The organism is Streptomyces sp. NPDC059224 (assembly GCF_042754285.1).
Lineage (GTDB): Bacteria > Actinomycetota > Actinomycetes > Streptomycetales > Streptomycetaceae > Streptomyces.
In genome coordinates this window covers 113,955-131,694 of record NZ_JBHZAN010000031.1, presented here as the reverse complement: position 1 = coordinate 131,694, position 17,740 = coordinate 113,955, and the positions used below count along the sequence as shown (strand labels likewise).

General features: G+C 72.6%; 12 protein-coding genes. 6 read left to right on the top strand and 6 right to left on the bottom strand.

Annotated features, from left to right (window positions below; all coding sequences use genetic code 11):
* Positions 1–1,127 precede the first annotated feature (1,127 nt).
* Positions 1,128–4,025 (bottom strand): helix-turn-helix transcriptional regulator, encoded by a 2,898-nt coding sequence (locus ACFXI4_RS31895; protein WP_384997432.1) that lies wholly within the window; start codon positions 4,023–4,025, stop codon positions 1,128–1,130.
* A 159-nt stretch (positions 4,026–4,184) separates the two neighbouring features.
* Here ACFXI4_RS31895 and ACFXI4_RS31890 point away from each other — a divergent pair, with 159 nt between their 5' ends.
* Positions 4,185–5,711 (top strand): 4-hydroxyphenylacetate 3-hydroxylase N-terminal domain-containing protein, encoded by a 1,527-nt coding sequence (locus ACFXI4_RS31890; RefSeq protein ID WP_362713133.1) that lies wholly within the window; start codon positions 4,185–4,187, stop codon positions 5,709–5,711.
* Positions 5,712–5,782: 71 nt separating this feature from the next.
* Here ACFXI4_RS31890 and ACFXI4_RS31885 read toward each other — a convergent pair whose 3' ends face one another.
* From ACFXI4_RS31885 to ACFXI4_RS31870, 4 genes are all read right to left on the bottom strand, one after another.
* Positions 5,783–8,008, bottom strand: a complete 2,226-nt coding sequence (locus tag ACFXI4_RS31885) for a LuxR C-terminal-related transcriptional regulator (RefSeq protein ID WP_384997430.1) — start codon at positions 8,006–8,008, stop codon at positions 5,783–5,785.
* Positions 8,009–8,127: 119 nt separating this feature from the next.
* Positions 8,128–8,616: a flavin reductase family protein gene (locus tag ACFXI4_RS31880; protein WP_384997428.1), complete on the bottom strand. Its 489-nt coding sequence runs from the start codon at positions 8,614–8,616 to the stop codon at positions 8,128–8,130.
* A 41-nt stretch (positions 8,617–8,657) separates the two neighbouring features.
* The gene (locus tag ACFXI4_RS31875) at positions 8,658–9,527 is read right to left on the bottom strand and encodes a dioxygenase (protein WP_384997427.1); all 870 of its coding nucleotides are present in this window, start codon (positions 9,525–9,527) and stop codon (positions 8,658–8,660) included.
* Between the two features lie 69 nt (positions 9,528–9,596).
* Positions 9,597–10,652: a maleylacetate reductase gene (locus ACFXI4_RS31870; RefSeq protein ID WP_384997425.1), complete on the bottom strand. Its 1,056-nt coding sequence runs from the start codon at positions 10,650–10,652 to the stop codon at positions 9,597–9,599.
* Between the two features lie 397 nt (positions 10,653–11,049).
* On the opposite strand from ACFXI4_RS31870, the gene ACFXI4_RS31865 reads away from it, so the two are divergent.
* The 4 genes from ACFXI4_RS31865 to ACFXI4_RS31850 all read left to right on the top strand — a co-directional run bounded on the left by ACFXI4_RS31865 (position 11,050) and on the right by ACFXI4_RS31850 (position 16,336).
* Entirely contained in the window at positions 11,050–11,721 is a 672-nt protein-coding gene (locus ACFXI4_RS31865) for a TetR/AcrR family transcriptional regulator (RefSeq protein WP_384997423.1), read from the top strand.
* Positions 11,718–12,470 (top strand): SDR family NAD(P)-dependent oxidoreductase, encoded by a 753-nt coding sequence (locus ACFXI4_RS31860; protein ID WP_384997421.1) that lies wholly within the window; start codon positions 11,718–11,720, stop codon positions 12,468–12,470. The genes ACFXI4_RS31865 and ACFXI4_RS31860 overlap by 4 nt, the downstream gene beginning before the upstream one ends.
* 68 nt (positions 12,471–12,538) lie before the next feature.
* A complete protein-coding gene (locus ACFXI4_RS31855) occupies positions 12,539–13,408 on the top strand; it encodes an ABC transporter substrate-binding protein (protein WP_384997419.1) in 870 nt (289 codons plus the stop codon).
* 171 nt (positions 13,409–13,579) lie between these two features.
* Positions 13,580–16,336 (top strand): multifunctional oxoglutarate decarboxylase/oxoglutarate dehydrogenase thiamine pyrophosphate-binding subunit/dihydrolipoyllysine-residue succinyltransferase subunit, encoded by a 2,757-nt coding sequence (locus ACFXI4_RS31850; protein WP_384997417.1) that lies wholly within the window; start codon positions 13,580–13,582, stop codon positions 16,334–16,336.
* Between the two features lie 108 nt (positions 16,337–16,444).
* Here ACFXI4_RS31850 and ACFXI4_RS31845 read toward each other — a convergent pair whose 3' ends face one another.
* Positions 16,445–17,017: an ester cyclase gene (locus ACFXI4_RS31845; protein WP_384997415.1), complete on the bottom strand. Its 573-nt coding sequence runs from the start codon at positions 17,015–17,017 to the stop codon at positions 16,445–16,447.
* 94 nt (positions 17,018–17,111) lie between these two features.
* On the opposite strand from ACFXI4_RS31845, the gene ACFXI4_RS31840 reads away from it, so the two are divergent.
* Positions 17,112–17,723, top strand: coding sequence for a TetR/AcrR family transcriptional regulator (locus ACFXI4_RS31840; protein ID WP_384997413.1), 612 nt, complete (start codon positions 17,112–17,114; stop codon positions 17,721–17,723).
* Positions 17,724–17,740: the final 17 nt, after the last annotated feature.

Below are 17,740 nucleotides of genomic sequence, written 5' to 3'. Positions count from 1 at the left end.
GCTGCCGGCCGGCGTCCCGCGCCGCGGCGGCGGGCGCGGTCACGCCCACGGCCAGCGCGATGGTCGCGGCCGCCGCGAGGAGCGCCCGCCGCCACCGACGGCGAACGGGTCTCGCGGCCTCTGAACGGATCCCATTACCCCGCACTGCGGCCTCCATCCGCCTGAGCAATCACCATCGAACAGACTCAGGCAAAGCCGAACAGTAGGGGGCCACAAGGTTCAACACAATGGGGCGGGAGGACACGGTCGAGGACGGCCGGTTCACTCCCCTGGGGCGGGTCCTCCACTCGCTCCCCACGCCACCAGTGACCGGGCGTCGCTCGTGGCGGCCCGCCGGAAGGTCCGCTCGTACCGCCGTTTCCCGGGGGAACGCACCAGCCGGTCCTCACACTTGTCGCGCAGCGACGCCATCTCCGGTGTGCCGCACGGCGGATGACCGACCGTCCGCCGGAAGCCGGCCGCCGCGCCGAAGGCGTGGCGTCGTGCGCCTGCCGCTCCGGGAAGCGGATGAGGGCCGGCTGGTGTTCGGCGTAGGAGGGCGTCCAGCGCTCGTCCAACGTCGTGCAGGCGTCGCGGAGTTCCAGTGCCGCCCGCCGGGCCTGTTCACCGAGGACACGGCGCGCCGGGCGAGCCGGGTCTTGCCGACCCCGCCCGGCCCGCTGAGCGTGACCAGCCGGTTTCCGCCCATCGCGGCGCCGATCCGGTCGAGCTCCGCCGCCCGGCCGACATCGCACGCCGGCGTGCACACCAGGATGTGGGCATGGCGTGGGACACGATCGAAACACTGCTGTGCGGCCCGTGCGCCCGGTGGTTGCGAGGCGAATGCCGCCGTGCGCACCGGAGTTGACACACCCGAGTGAGGGGGGCTCCGCCGCGCGGCGCGTCCTACTTCCCTTCCGTCTCTTCGCCGCCGTTGTCCGGGCCGGCCGCCAGCCATGCCGAGAGCCAGGGTCCCAGTCCGTACGCGACCGTCCGGTCCGGCTCGCCCTCGGCAGCACCGGGTTCCGGTGCGCCCGGCATCTCTCCCGGGGCAACATCCGTGACGCTCATCGTGCGACGCCCTCCCGATTCCGGCGGGGCGACCGCCACCGCCACCACCAGTGTCGACCGGGCGGGCACGCACGGCATCACCCATGCAGGGGATCTCCGCCGACGGGCTCCGCGGCCGGTGCTCCCGGTCGCCCGGCCACCTCGGCGCCGGTGCCCCGTTCGATCGCCAGCCGGGTCAGCTCGACGCGGGAGTTGATGCCGAGTTTGGCGAAGATGTGCTTCATATGGGTGTTGACGGTGTGTACGGACACGTAGAGCCGGTCGGCGACGGCCCGGTTGGTGAGGCCCTCGACGACCAGCGGGACGAGTTTCCGCTCCGACTCGGTCAGGTCCTCCCACCCCGGAGGGCCGGTCGTGTGGGTCCGTACCGGTGCGGTACGGACGCCGAGCCGCCGCAGGCGCCCCCTGATCCGTTCCTGGTCGCGGCCGGCCCCCGAGGCGGACGTCAGGCGGCCGGCTTCCTCGAAGTACGGGACCGCGGACGCCGTGTCGCCCGCCGCGGCCGTCAGTTCGGCCAGGTCCTCGCAGGCCGCGGCGAGGGCCAGCGGTCTGCCGGTGTTCCGGTAGCCGGCGACGGCGGACTCCAGCGCGCCGGCGTCGTGGTGCAGCAGGCCGTCCACGTGGGCGCGGACGGCCCCGACGACCTGCCGGCTCCCCTCCTGCGCGGCCAGACCGTGCAGGGTCTGCGACACGGCGTGGGCGAGGGACGGGTTCCCCCCGCGGAGCGCCGTGCGCACGATCCCGGGCCAGTGGGACGGGGGCAGGACCAGCAGGCGCGCCGGTTCCCGGCTCACGAAGGCCTCCGCCATTACCGCAGCGGCCACGCCGTGGTCACCCTCGGCGTCCGCCAGACAGGCGCGCGCCAGGGACACCCAGGGACCGTACCGCCGGGTTCGGGTGGCGGCACCGGCCGCGCCGAGATGGTCCCTGGCCCTGGCGAGGTCACCGCGTCTGGTCTCCACGAGTGCCAGGACCGCGCGGGACTGCGGATCCGGGAGGGTGATCTCCAGCTCGCCCGCCACCGCCAGGCTGGCCTCGGCCTCCACGGCCGCGTCGTCCAGGGCTCCCTGTTCGAGGAGCGCGCAGGCGCGGGCGGCGTGCCAGTGGGGCAGTGACCAGCCCAGGCCCAGCGCCTCCGCGTCGCGCTGTCCTTCCCGCAGGACCTGCTGGGCGTCGGCCGGGCGGTCGGTGACGGTCAGGACGGTGGCCAGCCACAGCGCCGCGATCCGCGGGGGCCGCAGATAGAGCGCGACGGGCACGGTGCCGGCGCGCCGGGTGGCCTCCTCGGCGAGTTCGAGGGCGCGGGCCAGCCGGCCGCGGTAGAAGCAGGTCTGGGACTGGAAGACCAGGGCGCTGACCACGACGGCCGGGTCGTCGCTGCCGTGGGAGGCCTCGACCAGCCCGGTCCCGGTCCGCTCGGCGGCGGCGATGTCTCCCAGGTAGACGTGGCCCGTGGCCTTCGTCTTCAGCAGCCGGACCCGCAGGTCGGACGGCAGCCCGGGCAGATCGAGGGCCGTCTCCAGATGGGTCATCGCCGCGGCGTCGTCACCCGCGGCCTGGTGGATCTCGGCGGCCGCCAGCCGCAACCGTGCCTCCTGCGACGGCTGGAGGCCTTCCGGCAGCGACGCGTCGACCAGGTCCAGCGCCTCGTGGAGCCGGCGGGTGCGGCCCAGGTACTCGACGGCGTCGGTCAGCAGCGCGATACGGCGCGGGTCGTGCCGGGGCAGCAGGCCCGCGATCCGCCGGGCCAGGTCCGCCGCCGCGTCGGGCGCCGAGGACGACATGTCCCGTACGGCGGTGGTCAGCGTGGACACGGCCTGGTCGTCGACCGGGCCGCCCGACATCACGACGTGCCAGGCCACCTCCGCGGGGCGTGCCCCGACGGCGCGCAGGCTGTCGGCCGCCTCCCGGTGCAGGGCGGTCCGGACCGCGAGCGGCAGGTTGTCGTGGACCGCCTGCCGGGTGAGGTCGTGGCGGAAGGCCAGCCGCGGGCCGTCGCCCGAGAGCAGTCCGGCGTTCAGGGCCGTGTCGACGCCGGACAGCAGGCTGCCGACCTGTCTGCCCATCATCCGGGCGGCGGTGCCGAGGTCGAATTCACGGCCGAGGACGGAGCCGATCTGGAGCAGGTGCACGGCGTCGTCGGGGAGCCGGTCTATCCGCGCGGCGACACCGCGGCGGAAGGAGACCGGAATGCCGTCCCGCGAAAGGCCGGTCTCGCCCGGCTCCATCCCGGCGACGTCGGAGTCGGCGAAGCCGCGTACCAGCTCGATGGCGAGAAACGGGTTGCCCGCGACGCCGCGCAGAAGCCGGGCCAGCCCGGGTGACGGTGTCGTCCCGAGGACGTCGGACGCGATGTGCTGGAGTTCCCGCTGCGGCAGGGGGCCCAGGGTGAGCCACCGGGCGCCGAGACGTTCGAGGTCCTCCCGGACCCTGGCCACGATCGGCCGCTCGGCGTCCGACCGTACCGCCAGCACCCACAGAATCCGTGCTGCCGCCAGTCGCCCCGGCAGAGTGCGCAGCACGAAGAGCGTGGCCGGATCGGCCCACTGGGCGTCGTCCACGAGGACGGCCACCGGTGCGCGCTGGGCCCGCTCCTCCAGGGCGTCCGCGATGGAGTCCAGGAGCAGGAGCCGCTGGTCGTCCGCGGCCGCGGGAGCCCGGTGGGATCCGTCGGAAGGCTGCAGGGCGGACTGCAGGGCGGCTCCCGCCGCGTACTGGTCGAGTTCGTCGGCCCGTACCGAGACGACGTCGTACCCGGATCGCCGTGCCATCCCGTCCAGCTCGGCGAGGAACCGGCTCTTGCCGACGCCGGCCGTGCCCTCCACGACGACGCAGGCGCCCCGTCCGCCGCGGGCCACGTCCAGTGCCGCACGGGCCGCCGAGATCTCACGGTCCCGTCCCCGCAGGCGCGGCCCGGTCATGGCCCGGTTCCCGCGCCCACCGGCCTCGTCGCCCGCGGGGTCTGTGCTGTGCATGGGAAAAGCATGGCGCACGGTCACATCGGGCCTCAACGCCGGTGCCGCGGTGACCACCGCTTTCACCCGGGTGAAAGCCTCTGCCGCGCCGTCGGCTCACCCCCTCCGGACGCATGCTGCGTGCCATCCGGATCTCATGCCCCTGGAGAGGAGTACGACGTGCGTACAGGCAAGGAGTACCTGGCGGCGCTGAACGACGGCCGCACGGTGTGGGTGGGCGACGAACTCGTCGACAACGTGGCCACGCACCCGAAGACCCGGGCGTACGCCCGGAGTCTCGCGGCCTTCTACGACCTTCACCACCGCCCGGACCTCCAGGACGTCATGACGTTCGTGGACGAGGACGGCGTACGGCGGTCCATGACCTGGTTCCAGCACCGCTCCGCGGACGATCTGCGGCGCAAGCGGGAGTACCTGGAGACGGTGCAGCGCGAAATGGGCGGCGGGGCCGTGCCACGCACACCGGACGTGAACAACTACGTCCTGCTGGCCTACGTCGACGACCCGGAGCCCTGGAGCAGCCAGTCCGTCGGGACCGACGGACGGGACCTCACCAAGGGGCTCCTCGACTTCTGGGACGAGGTGCGCGACGGCGACCTCAACGCGACGCCGGCCTTCGTCGACCCGCAGGCGGACCGCTCACGTGACTCCGCCCAGGCCGAGTCCCCCGCCCTGAGGGTGGTCGCCACCTCGGACGAGGGCATCACCGTACGGGGTGTCAAGGCGATCAGCACCGGCGCGGCCTTCGGCGACTGGATCCACATCGGTGTCTTCTACCGGCCCGGCATCGTCGCGGAGCAGATCATCTACGGGGCGGTGAAGCCCAGCACCCCCGGGGTCACCGTCATCTGCCGCGAGAGCAACGTCCGCGACGGCGAGGACGTGGAGCACCCGCTCGCCTCCCAGGGCGACGAGCTCGACAGCATCATCGTGTTCGAGGATGTGCTCATCCCCTGGAACCGGGTCTTCCACATCGGCAATCCGCAGCACGCGGCGCTGTACCCGCAGCGCGTCTTCGACTGGCTGCACTACCACTCGCTGGTACGGGCGACGGTCAAGGCCGAGCTGATGCTCGGTCTGGCTCTGCTGATCACCGAGCACATCGGCACCTACCAGCTGCCGCCGGTCCAGGCCCGGATAGCCAGGTTCGCCGGTTTCCACCAGTCGCTCAAGGCGCACGTGGTGGGTTCGGAGGCCCAGGGGTTCCACACGCCCGGCGGCACCTTCAAACCGAACGTCCTGATGTTCGACTTCGGGCGGGCGTACTACATCGAGCACATCACCGACATGGTGCACGAGCTCATCGACCTGGCCGGCCGGGCCGCGCTCATCTACCCCACCGAGGGGCAGTGGCAGCGGCCCGAACTCAGGCCGTGGCTGGAGGCCCTGCAGACGGGACCGGTCGGGCGGCCGCACGACCGGCTGAAGATCAGCCGTGTCATCCGCGACATGTTCCTGTCCGACTGGGGCGACCGCATCGGCGTCTTCGAGAACTTCAACGGCACGCCCCTGCTGGCCATCCGTACGCTCACCATGAAGCGCGCCGAGATGTCCCCGAGCGGTGCCATGGCGGACCTCGCGCGCAAGGTCTGCGGTATCGACAGCGTGAGCGACGAGGGGGAGTCCGCGTACCGGGCCCAGGCGAGCTACGCCCGGCACCAGGACGCCCCACGCCAGGAGGTCTAGCACGATCCGCCCGCCGGGCCGGACACCCGGCGGGCCTCGGTCAGGGTCTCCCCCGCAGTCGTCGAAGCGGGTCACAGCACACCGCATTCGCGGGCCCTGGTGACGGCCTCGCTCCTGTCGTGGGCGTCGAGCTTGCGGAAGATCGCGCGTACCTGTGTCTTGACGGTGTTGTGGGACACGTACAGCTCGGAGGCGATCTCACGCAGGGTCAGCGAGCCGGACAGGGCACGCAGTACTCGCCGCTCCCCCAGCGAGAGGTCCTGGGGCCGGGGACCGAACGGTACGACCGCCGGCTCCCCGGCGGCCCGGCCGAGCAGGTCCGCCAGGATGCCGGGCGACTCGCATCCGGCCGCCTCCCGCTCGGCCGCCTCCCGGGCGCCGCGCGCGGCGTGCGTGTCGTGCCGTGCGCTCTCCAGGCGCGTCCGTGTGAGGTGGCACAGCGCGCGTATGTGGGGTTCGCTCGCCGTCCGGGACGAGTCCGCCAGCACCGCTTCCGCATCGGACAGCGCCCGGGCGGCCTCGTCGAGGCGTGCCTCCTCGAGCAGCAGGCCGGCCCGGCCGACGTAGGCGGGCACCGAGACGAGGTGCCGGTCCAGACCGGCTGACGCGATCTCCTGGAGTGCCTCGTCACCGAGGACCGCGGCCCGTTCACGACGCCCGGCCAGCAGGGCGCCCAGGGCCCGCAGCCCCAGGGCGCGGACGAGGGCCAGGCCGTGTCCGGCGGCGTGGGCGTCACGGGTCGCCTCGCCGAGCAGCGCCTCCGCGTCCTCGTACCGGCCGGTCCACAGGAGCGCGGCGCCACGGGCGGTACCGGCCAGGGCACGCCAGGAGGTCAGCGGCCGGGTGCCGGTGACGGCCGACTCGCCGAGCCGGCCGGCGGTCAGTACCTGTCCCGTCAGACAGCAGGCCACCGCGCGGGCGACGGCGGCCGCCTCGCCGACCGTGCCGCCCTCCCCTACGGCCTCGGCTTCCGTCTCCCGTAGCAGGGCAACGTCCAGCCAGCGGATGGCCGTCGCCGGTGTGCCCGCGGCCAGGGCCGTCATCGCCGCCACGACGCACAGGCGCGCGTCGGCGGTCACCGTGCGGCGCGGCAGCAGGTCAAGCCACCGCGAGACGCGCGCCCCGTGGCCCGCCGAGATCTCCTTCTCCCACCCGTCGAGCACCGCCGCGACGGCCGCCGGCTCGTCTCCGCTCCGTGTCCAGTGCCGCACGGCCTCGGTCGTGCGCCCCTGCCGTGCGTACCACTGAGCCGCCGACCGGTGCAGGGCCGCGACGGTGTCCGCGCCCTCGGACGCGAGGACGTCGAGGAGCAGCGCGGCCAGTGCCGGGTGGTGGCGGTACGCCGACGCCTCCGTGGCGACGGGCACCAGCATCTGCACGGTCCGGGCGAGTTCACGCAGCAGGACGCCCGCCCGGTCGCCGGCGAGGGCCTGGCACGGTCCGGCACCGAGTTCGTCGAGCACACTGGTGCGGATCAGGAACCGGCGCTGTTCGGTGGTGAGCCGGTCGAGGACCTCGGTGGCCAGGTACTCGGTGACCGCCCGCCCGCCGCGGGCCCTGCGTCCCTCGACGCCGGCCGCGTCGCCGGCGCGGGCCAGGGCGCGCCCCAGGATGCACAGTCCGGCGGTCCATCCCTCGGTGGCCTCGTACAGTGCGCGCGAGTCGGCCGCGGTGGGGGCGGATCCGAGCAGAGCGGTGAGCACCGACCGTGCCTCCTCAGGAGTGAAGGCCAGGTCGTGCAGGTCGAGTTCGGCGACCAGGCCACGGGCGCGCAGGGCCGGAAGGGGGCCGCCGGGAAGGTGCCGGGTGGACAGGACGACACGGAAACCGTGCGGCAGCCGGGTCAGGAAGTCCCCGAGGGTGCGCTGCGCGTCGGCGTCCGTGACGGTCTCCAGTCCGTCGAGGACCAGGGTGAGCGGTGCCGCCGTGCCCACCGCCGTCAGGAGGGCGGGGAGGGTCTCGTCCAGCCACGAGCCGGCCGTCCACCCGCCCTCGTCGAGGCGGACGGGCAGGTCCGCCCGTACCTGGTGCAGCGCACCCATGATGCCCGACCAGAGCCGTTCCGGGGCGTTGTCGTAGCCGTCCAGGCTGAGCCAGGCGCACGCGCCGCGGGCCGCCGGGTCCCGGTCCCGCCACCACTCGGTCAGCAGCACCGTCTTTCCGGCACCGGCCGGGGCGGAGACCACCACCACGGGCTCCGTCGCCGCGTCGAGCCGGTGCAGCAGCCGCGGGCGCGTCAGCAGATGCGGGGGCTGGGCCGGAGGGCGCAGTTTGAAGGCCGGCACGGAGCTGGTCATGTCACTTCCCCTGGAGTGGGTCGGAACGGGCGGGTGCCCCCGACGTCCGTGGCTCTCCCGCGAGAGCCACGGACGTCGGGGGCGTCGCAGGGTCCATGGACCGCGGTCGCCGCCGCGGCCTAGCGCGAGGCCCTGAGCGCGCCGAAGCCGCCGGCGAAGTGCACCAGCGGCCGGCAGTCCACGCGGTGCGCGCAGTGGCGCACGGCGCCGACGAAGATGGTGTGATCGCCACCGGGGAGCGCCTCGGCGACGTCGCAGACGACGGCCGCGATGGCGTCCTTCAGCACCGGCACACCGTGGTCGTCGAGGGTCTCGACGCCCGCGAACTTGTCCGGCTTGGAGGCGGCGAAGTTCCGCGCCAGGGCTTCGCCGTCCTCGCCGAGCACGTTGACCGCGAACCGGCCGTGCTCCGCGATCGCGGTCCGCGTGTACAGGTGGTTGCCGATGCACACGAGGAGTTGGAGCGGGTCCAGGGAGAGCGCGGAGACGGCACTCGCGGTCATGCCTATGGGTGTGTTTCCGGAGCGTGTGGTGATCACGCTGACACCCGTGACGAGCCGGCCCATCGTGGCCCGGAAATCTACTGCGGTGTCGAGGATTTCGGTCATCGGAGCCTCCGTGTCGGTCGGGGGTGGATGTCGGTGTGCGGTCAGTCCGCGGGGAGGGCTTCGAGGACGAAGGTGCGGCGCAGCAGGGTGTACGGCACGTCGGTCAGGCCGCGGCGGGGACCGGTGCCGGGCTCGTAGGTGTCGTAGGACTCCAGCAGTGACTGCTTGACCCCGAACACCGGGTCCGTGTCGAGGTGCGGGTCGTCGGAGGGGAAGAGCATGGTGGTCACGCGCTGGAATCCCATGGCCTCGATCAGCAGGTGCAGGTGGGCGGGACGCATCAGCGACCTGCCGGTGGCCCTCATGAGTTCACCGACCGGGCCGTCACCGGGGATCGGGTAGCCGGCCGGCCGGATGGAGCGGAAGGCGAAGTGCCCCCTCTCGTCGGTCCGGAACCGTGCCCGCATGGCCGGGTCGGATCTGCCGGGCACCTCCATGTCGTAGTGGCCGTCCGCGTCGCTGTGCCAGACGTCCACGCCGGCGCCGGGCACCGGTGTCCCCTCGCGGTCCACGACCCGTCCCTCGAAGAAGAGCGGGGTGCCGGGCAGGCCGCCGGAGATGTCCGCGGCGTCGGAGTGCCGCGGCCGGTCCTCGCGGAAGTAGGGGCCCAGAACGCTGTTCTGGGTGGCTTCGGCGGAGCGTCGGACGCTCAGGGCGTCGACGAGCATGGTGACGCCCAGCACGTCGGAGAGCAGGATGAACTCCTGGCGCGTCGGTGTGCACATGTGCCCGGTACGCGTCAGATAGGCCACTCCCGCGGCCCATTCCTCCTCGGTCGGTCCGACGTCACGGACGAAGGCGTGGAGGTGCCGGACCAGTGAGCGCAGGATCTCCGCGAGGCGGGGGTCCTGGGTGTCCCGCATGGTCGAGATCACGGCCTCGGTGATGGTGTCGCTGGTCAGATCACGCATGGCGTGCTCCTGTGGTGAGGGGGTGTTCGCCGACGGAGTCGGCCGGGGACGTGGGTGCTGCGGTGGTGTTCAGGGCCTCTCGCCGGCCCAGGCCCGGGTCAGGAGCGCGGTCACCGCTCTCCGTTCCACGGGCCGCGGATTCCAGTAGCCGTCGCGCACGACGAGTTCGGCCGCCCGCTCGATCCCCGACTCGGGCATCCCGAGGTCCCGCAGGGCCCTGGGTGCGCCGAGGCGCCCCGCGAGGTCGAACAGGGCGTCGGCGGGGTCGTCTCCCGGCAGTGCCCGCGCGATGCGGGCCATGGCCTCCCCGGCCGCCGGGGCGTTGTAGGCGACGACGTGGGGCAGGACGACCGTGTGGATCTCGGCGTGCGGCAGCCCGAAGGTGCCGCCCAGCACATGGCAGACCTTGTGGTGCAGGGCCATGCCGACCGTGCCCAGGCAGGTGCCGGCCAGCCAGGCGCCGTACAGCGCGTCGGCCCGTGCCTCCACGTCGTCCGGACGTCGTGCGATCAGGGGCAGCGAGCGGGCGAGGGCGTCGAGTGCCTCACCCGCCATCAGGAACGCGACCGGGTCGCCGTCCCGTGCGTAGAGGGCCTCCACGGCGTGGGCCATGGCGTTGACGCCGCTGACCACCGACACCGCCGCCGGAAGTGTGTGCGTCAGCTCCACGTCGTAGACGACCGTTCTGGGCCGTACGTCCGTCAGCCGCCTGGTGGTCTTGCTGCCGCCCTCGGTCTCGCCGAGGATCGGCGTCATCTCCGACCCGGCGTAGGTGGTGGGCAGCGCCAGCTGCGGGAGACCCGTCCGGGCGGTGATCGCCTTGCCCAGGCCGACGGTCGATCCGCCGCCGACGGCGAGCACCGCGTCGGCCGCCACCGACCGGGCGTGCGCGACCGCCTTCTCGGTGACCTCGACCGGTGTGTGCGGGGCGGCCCCGGTGAAGGTGCCCGCGGCGGCCGCGCCCAGCAGGTCCGCCATCCGTCCTGCCCGGTCCGTCTGGTCGGGCGTGCACAGCACGAGCACCCGACGGCATCCAAGAGCATCTGCCTCTTCTGGGATTCGGCTGCGCGTTCCGCTGCCGAAGACGACCTTGGTGATCTGTCCCCGGTGCACGAATGTCTTCATGAAGATTTCCTCGGTCCTGCAGCGTCTTTTCCTGGATGGCAGGAAGCGTCGCCACGTAATTGACGTGCGTCAACGCAATCCCTGGAAGATGACGGGCCATCCCGCGGGAATACCTTGTTCGCGTGACCCTCCCGGACCCGACGGCCCGTGCGGCGGCTGCGATATCACTCATCTGCGGGATGGCCGGACGGGAGCGGGGCGCTGGACCGTGGGTACGGGCACGGGCCTCGGATTCCCGTAATTCTCGAACAGGTCACCGGGCCCGAAAGAATTCGCATTCATCGCCTGGCCGGAATTATCCCGGCGGGTCGGCGCCACCAAAGGGCGAATAACGCCGACGTCCTCGTCTTGACAGCGCCGGGACGGGTGCCGACGATGGGAAACCATGGAAACCAGCGTGGTTTCGAAAGTTTCCGAGGGTGACGGCCGGCGCGCCGAAGCGATCGTCGAGGCGGCCGGCCGGTTGTTCTTCGCGCCGGGCCTCGCGCCCGTGAGCATGGACGCCCTCGCCCGTGAGCTCGGGATGAGCAAGAAGACGATCTACCGCCACTTCCCGGACAAGCGCGGCCTGCTGGCCGCGGTCCTGGACCGGCGGTTCGCGGCGGTGGAGGCCACGCTGACCGCGGCGGCCGAGAGGGCGCAAGGGCAGCCGTTCGACGTACGGGTGCAGCGGTTCCTGGTCGCCGCGGGCACCGAGCTGGGGCGCCTCGGCGCGGCTCAGCTCGCCACCGGACGCGGCGGCGACCCGGTAGTGCGCAGGTACGTGGAGCAGCGTGTGGACGCGGTGATCTACCGCCGCATCGACGAACTGTTCCGGTACGGGCACCGGCAGGGGCTGCTGCCGGCACCTCCGGAGCTGCTCTACGAGATCACCCGCGGCGCGCTGGAGCGGCTGTTCACCTCCCGGCTGCCGCAGGAGCTGGAGTGGACCGCCGCGGATCTGCTGCGGGCCACCGTGGACACCGTGCTCTACGGGGCGACGCGGCCCGCCGGCACCGGTGCCGGCGGCGAACGACACGGTGCGGCCATCCCGGCCGCCCGTGACGACGACACGGAGGTGCGCCCATGACCGGGACGGGCAGGGTGGCCCTGGTGACGGGTGCCAGCAGCGGGATCGGCGCGGCCACCGCACGGTTGCTCGCCGAGCGGGGCATGCGCGTGGTGGTCAACTACCTCAGCAACACCGAGGCGGCCGAGGAGATCGTGGCCGCCGTCGAGGCGGCCGGCGGCCGGGCCATGGCCGTGCGGGCCGACGTCCGCGAGGTGCCGGCCGTCGAGGACATGGTCGAGCGGGTACGGGAGGCATGGGGCGGCGTGGACGTGCTGGTGCACAACGCGCTCATCCCCTATGCCGTCAAGTCGTTCCAGGACATGACGTGGGACGAGCTGGGCGGCAAGCTCGACGCCGAGATGCACGCGGCGTTCGCGGTCACCAAGGCGGTGCTGCCCGGCATGACCGCACAGGGCTGGGGGCGCATCGTCTACCTGGGTACCGGCCTCAGCCGGAGGCCCCGGGAGGGCATGATCGCCCTGGGGACGTCCAAGGCGGCGCTGGAGCAGTTCGCCCGGTACCTCGCCCAGGAACTGGGCCCGCGGGGCATCACGGTCAACGTCGTCTCGCCCGGACCGGTGGAGACCCGTATCACCGCCGACGTGCTGGACGACGCGACGCGGCGGCGGCAGGTGGCCGCCACCCCCATGGGCCGCCTCGCGCATCCGGCCGACGTGGCCCAGGCGGTCGCCTTCTACGCCGGCGAGGACAACGCCTTCATGACCGGCACCACCGCCGCGGTCAACGGCGGAATGGCCATGTACTGACGCGGTCCCGCCCGCGGCACCGCGCCGTCCCGGGCACACGCCGACGAAACGATCAAGGAAGCGTACTCATGTACACGATCGATCTGGCCTATGTCGGACGGGGCCTGCACGAGGAACTGGTCGCCTACATCGCCGACCAGGAGGACTTCTACTCCGACGAGGGCGTCCATGTCGCCCTGCGCGACGGCTGCACCTGGGACGAGGAGCGGCTGCGCCGGGGCGCCACCATCGGCCTCGGCCGGGCACTGCTGTCCCGGCTGACCGACGGCACGCCCTGGGTCGGGCTCCATGTCAACACCCACCGTCCACTGTTCTGGTTCCTGGCCCGTCCCGGCCTGACCTCCCTGGCCGACCTCGCCGGGCGGCGGCTGGCGGTGCACGCCCCGCACACCGCCCCCGGCTGCTTCACCCGGATCGTGCTGCGCGGGGCCGGGCTCGACCCCGACCGTGACATCCGGACGGTCGTCCGGGCACCCGGCGACTACGGCATGGACCTGCGGCTGCTGCGCGACGGGGAGATCGACGCGGCGCTGGTCGGCAGCACCATGGCCCCGGAGGCGGTGGCCGCCGAGCACGGCTGGCAGGTGCTGGCCTGGATGGGCGACCACTTCCGGATCCCGACCGTGGGGCTGGCCGTCGACACCACCTTCACCGACCCGGACGACCCGTCGGTCCACGCGGTGCTGCGCGCGCACCGACGGGCCCTGAAGGTGATCCGCGAGGACCCGGACACCACCGTGCGGCACATGCGGACGTTCCTCGGCGGCCACACCCCGGACGAGGTCCGGGCCCACTACGACGCCTTCGTCGCTCCGCATTTCACCGTCGACGGTCAGGCCGACCTCGCGATCGGCAAGGCCGCGATCGCCTCGGTCGCCGCCGAACTCGGCGTACCCGCCGCCTTCACCGCGGCCGATTTCTTCCGCACCGCTCCCTGAGAGCCGTCGCACGCATGTCCTGATGTGCGGCCGTCGTGGCACGTTCACCCGTGCGGGTCGGCTGCCGTATCCGCCTAGCGTGGTCTCAGGACGTGCCGGAGGACCTACTGCGCCGAGTCGGGTGCGTCCGCCCCTGGCCGTACGCAATGAGGAAAGAAGGCGATCCGCGTCGTGGCATCGAAATCCCGCGCCGGACAGCCGGTGTCGAATGGGCTGGAATTCGGCCTCAACGAATGGGTTGTCGACGAACAGTACGAGCGGTACCTGCGGGACCCGGGCTCCGTCGACGGGGCCTGGCGGGACCTCTTCGCCGCCCCCGGCCGCGCGGCGGACGGACCCGCCCGTGAGGAGACGGCCACCGTCAGTGCCCGTGCGGAGGAGGCCGCGGTCAAGGCCGTCCGCGTCGCGGCGCTGATCCACGCCTACCGCGTACGCGGGCACCTGATGGCCGAGACGAACCCGCTCACCGACCACCAGGGGGCCACTCCCCCGGAGCTCGACGCGAAGGCGTTCGGGCTCGATGAGCAGGACCTGGACCGGACGTTCGTCGTGGACGACTTCACCGGACGGGAGACGATGACCCTGCGTGAGGTGGTGGACGTCCTCCGCGAGTCCTACTGCCGGAGCGTCGGCGTCCAGTACATGCACATCCAGAGCGCCGAGGAGCGCGACTGGGTCCAGCAGCGGGTCGAGTCGCCCCCGAAGCCGCCGGACCGCGCCGAACAACTGCAGATCCTCTACCGGCTGGGCGCGGCGGAAGCCTTCGAGCGTTTTCTGCACACCAAGTACGTGGGCCAGAAGCGTTACTCGCTCGAAGGCGGCGAGTCGGCGATCGTGCTGCTTGACGCCCTGCTGCACCGCGCCATCGCCCACGGAATGCAGGAAGCCGTCATCGGGATGGCGCACCGCGGGCGGCTCAATGTGCTGGCCAACATCGTCGGCAAGTCCTACCGGGAGATCTTCCACGAGTTCGAGGACGCCGTGGACATCCGCTCGGTCCAGGGATCCGGTGATGTGAAGTACCACCTCGGCGCGGACGGGACCTATCGCGCCCTGAACGGCGGCACCGTCGGCGTCTGCGTCGTGGCGAACCCCTCCCATCTGGAGGTCGTGGGCCCGGTGGCCCAGGGAGTGGTCCGGGCCAGGCAGGAGGTCGCCCCGGACGCCGGCGGCGCCTTCGCGGTGCTGCCCGTCGCCGTCCACGGAGATGCCGCCTTCGCCGGTCAGGGTGTGGTCGGCGAGACGCTGAACATGTCGCTGCTGCCCGGCTATCACACCGGCGGGACGGTTCACCTCGTCATCAACAACCAGCTCGGCTTCACCACCACGCCCGCCCACGGCCGTTCGAGCGCGTACGCCACCGATGTGGCACGGACCATCGAAGCCCCGATCCTGCACGTGAACGGGGACGATCCCGAAGCCGTCGTCCGCGTCGCCCGGTTGGCCTTCGACTACCGGCAGGCCTTCCACAAGGACGTCGTCATCGATCTGATCTGCTACCGGCGCCACGGCCACAGCGAGGTCGACGACCCGTCCATCACGCAGCCGGAGATGTACGACCGTATCGACGCCAGGCCCTCGGTGCGCGAGCTGTACGCCGACGCGCTGGTGCGCCGGGGCGACATCGGCGCGCAGCAGGCGGAAGGTGCCCTGCGGGACTACCGGGAGCGCCTTGAGCACGCCTTCGCCGAGACCCGTCCGACGCAGGCGGCGGGCCTCCCGCCGGAGCACGTGACCGCGCAGGACACCGGGCTCCTGGCCGCGGGCGCCGTGACCACCGCCGTCACGGAGGCGACCGCCCGGCGCGTCGTCGCGTCCCAGACCGACCTGCCGCAGGGCTTCACCGTGCACCCGCGTGTGCTGCCGCAGCTGCGCAGGCGGGCCGCGATGCTGGACGCGGGAACCATCGACTGGGCCACCGCGGAGACCCTCGCCTTCGGCTCCCTGCTGCTGGACGGGGTTCCGGTAAGGCTGGCCGGGCAGGACTCCCGCCGCGGCACGTTCGGACAGCGGCACGCCGTGCTCACCGACCGGCACACCGGCGTGGAGTACACACCGCTCAACTCGCTCGGCGCGCCGGCCGCGGCCTTCACGCCGTACGACTCGATGCTGTCCGAACTGGCCGTGCTGGGCTTCGAGTACGGCTACTCGCTGGCCCGGCCCGAAGCCCTGGTGCTGTGGGAGGCCCAGTTCGGCGACTTCGCCGACGGTGCCCAGACCGTCGTGGACGAGTACATCGCGTCGTCCGAGCAGAAGTGGGGGCAGCGTTCCGGGGTGACCCTGCTGCTGCCGCACGGACTGGAGGGGCAGGGCCCGGACCACTCCTCCGGCAGGATCGAGCGCTTCCTGCAACTGTGCGCGCAGGGGAACATGAGCGTCGCCGTGCCCACCCTGCCCGGCAACTACTTCCATCTGCTCAGGCAGCAGGCGCTCGCGGCTCCGCAGCACAGAAGGCCGCTGGTGGTGTTCACCCCGAAGTCGATGCTGCGGTCGAAGGCGGCCGTCTCCACGCTGACGGAGCTCACCACGGGCACGTTCCGTGCGGTCCTGCCGGACGACACGGCCGACGCCTCCCGGGTCAGGCGTGTGCTGTTGTGCTCGGGCAAGGTCTTCTACGACCTGGACGCCCACCGGCGCGACGCCGGCCTGTCGGACACCGCGATCGTCCGGGTGGAGCGGCTCTACCCCTTCCCGGAGCGGGAACTGGCCGCGGAGCTCGGCCGTTTCCCCGCCGACGCGGAGGTCCGGTGGGTGCAGGAGGAGCCGGAGAACCAGGGAGCCTGGCTCTTCGTGAGCACGCCGCTACGGCGGCTGGCCGACCGTCCCCTCGGCTGCGTCAGCCGGCCGGCGGCGTCGGCCGCGGCCGTGGGCTCCGCCCGGCGGCACGCCGCCGAGCAAGAGGAGCTCGTGGCATCCGCGTTCCGCTGACCACGGGGCACGGACCGGACGGACCGGGTCGCGCGCCACGGCGCGCGACCCGTCACCGCGGGCCCCCTCGACGACACGCGAGGGGGCCGTTCGCCCGGCAGGGCGGTCTCAGCGGCCGGCTCCCGCGGCCCCGCGCAGCGCCGCGGCCGCCTCCGCGGCCTCCGCGGTCACCCGAGCCGCGGCACGGCCGGCGCGTCCGGTCACGCGCCAGGCGATCATGCGGAGTGCCGTGGGCGGCGCCGGCGGAAAGACCCCGAGTTGCCCGAGCATGGTGATGTCGTCGCGCACGGCCTCGTGGCGGACCACCTTGCCGTCGCGCAGACCGAGCACATGGATCTGCTCGACGTCGATCTCCCGCCCGGTGGGCGGTATCGCCTGGTCGAGGGCACCGTCGCGGTAGCGGACGAAGGTACCGGTGTGGCGCCCCTGCATGCGCAGTCGCACCCAGATCTCGTCGTCGCCGAGAGCGGTGCCGAGCACCGGGAAGCGCAGGTCGCTGAAGGCTGAGCGCATCCACGCACCCGAGGCGAGGACCCCGGCCGGGCCGGGCAGCGCGCATGCCGCCGGCGCCACGGCCGCTTCGCGGTTGTGGAACTCCTCGTGGACCACGTCGGCGGCGAGTGCCGGAGCACCTGTCGCGAGGACTTCGAAGAGTCCGTGGGCCAGTTCTGCGGGCTCCATGCCCATGGTGCGGCTGCCTCTCGTCGCATGTGTGGTGGTGACGAGGATTGAGGTTACAGCACACCTAATGAATTCATCGCGATAGAGTGCGATCATGCAGCCCAAGCGGTCCTACGTCTCCCCGCTGCGCGAACAGGCCGCAGCACGGACACGTGAGCTGATCCTGAGCCGGGCGACGGAGCTGTTCGCCGAACGTGGCTACGGGCGGGTCACCGTGGCCGACATCGCCGCGGCCGCGGGAGTGGCCGCCAAGACCGTCTTCGCGAGCGTCGGCAGCAAGAGCGACATCCTGAACCGGATCGTCGACCAGGGCGTGGACGCCTCCGGCTACGCACGGGCGATGGAGGCACTGCTCGCGGAGCGCACCGCCGAGTCGGTACTGCGCACGCTGGCCCGCGGCACACGGGCCGGCAACGAGGGCCAGTTCACCGTGCACGAGGCGATCCGCAAGGCGCTGCCGGTCCACGAGGACGGCGAGGCCCTGTGGGAGCGCGCGACCGCGGACTACCGGGAGGCGCTGCGGACGGCGGCCCGCCATCTGCACACCCTGCCGCCGCCGCCCGTCTACCCGGTGGCGGAGACGGCGGATCTGCTCTGGCACTGGTTCGGCCCCACAGCCTGGCGGTCCCTCGTGGTCGAGAGCGGCTGGACCTGGGACCGCGCCGAGGACGTCCTCTGCCGCACGGCCCTCGCCGCACTTGTGTAGGCGTCCGCACCACGGGG

Coding starts and splice junctions, on each gene's coding strand:
- ACFXI4_RS31895 (WP_384997432.1), bottom strand. CDS start 4,025: ATGCACAGCACAGACCCCGCGGGCGACGAGGCCGGTGGGCGCGGGAAC.
- ACFXI4_RS31885 (WP_384997430.1), bottom strand. CDS start 8,008: ATGACCAGCTCCGTGCCGGCCTTCAAACTGCGCCCTCCGGCCCAGCCC.
- ACFXI4_RS31880 (WP_384997428.1), bottom strand. CDS start 8,616: ATGACCGAAATCCTCGACACCGCAGTAGATTTCCGGGCCACGATGGGC.
- ACFXI4_RS31875 (WP_384997427.1), bottom strand. CDS start 9,527: ATGCGTGATCTGACCAGCGACACCATCACCGAGGCCGTGATCTCGACC.
- ACFXI4_RS31870 (WP_384997425.1), bottom strand. CDS start 10,652: ATGAAGACATTCGTGCACCGGGGACAGATCACCAAGGTCGTCTTCGGC.
- ACFXI4_RS31860 (WP_384997421.1), top strand. CDS start 11,718: ATGACCGGGACGGGCAGGGTGGCCCTGGTGACGGGTGCCAGCAGCGGG.
- ACFXI4_RS31855 (WP_384997419.1), top strand. CDS start 12,539: ATGTACACGATCGATCTGGCCTATGTCGGACGGGGCCTGCACGAGGAA.
- ACFXI4_RS31845 (WP_384997415.1), bottom strand. CDS start 17,017: ATGGAGCCCGCAGAACTGGCCCACGGACTCTTCGAAGTCCTCGCGACA.
- ACFXI4_RS31840 (WP_384997413.1), top strand. CDS start 17,112: ATGCAGCCCAAGCGGTCCTACGTCTCCCCGCTGCGCGAACAGGCCGCA.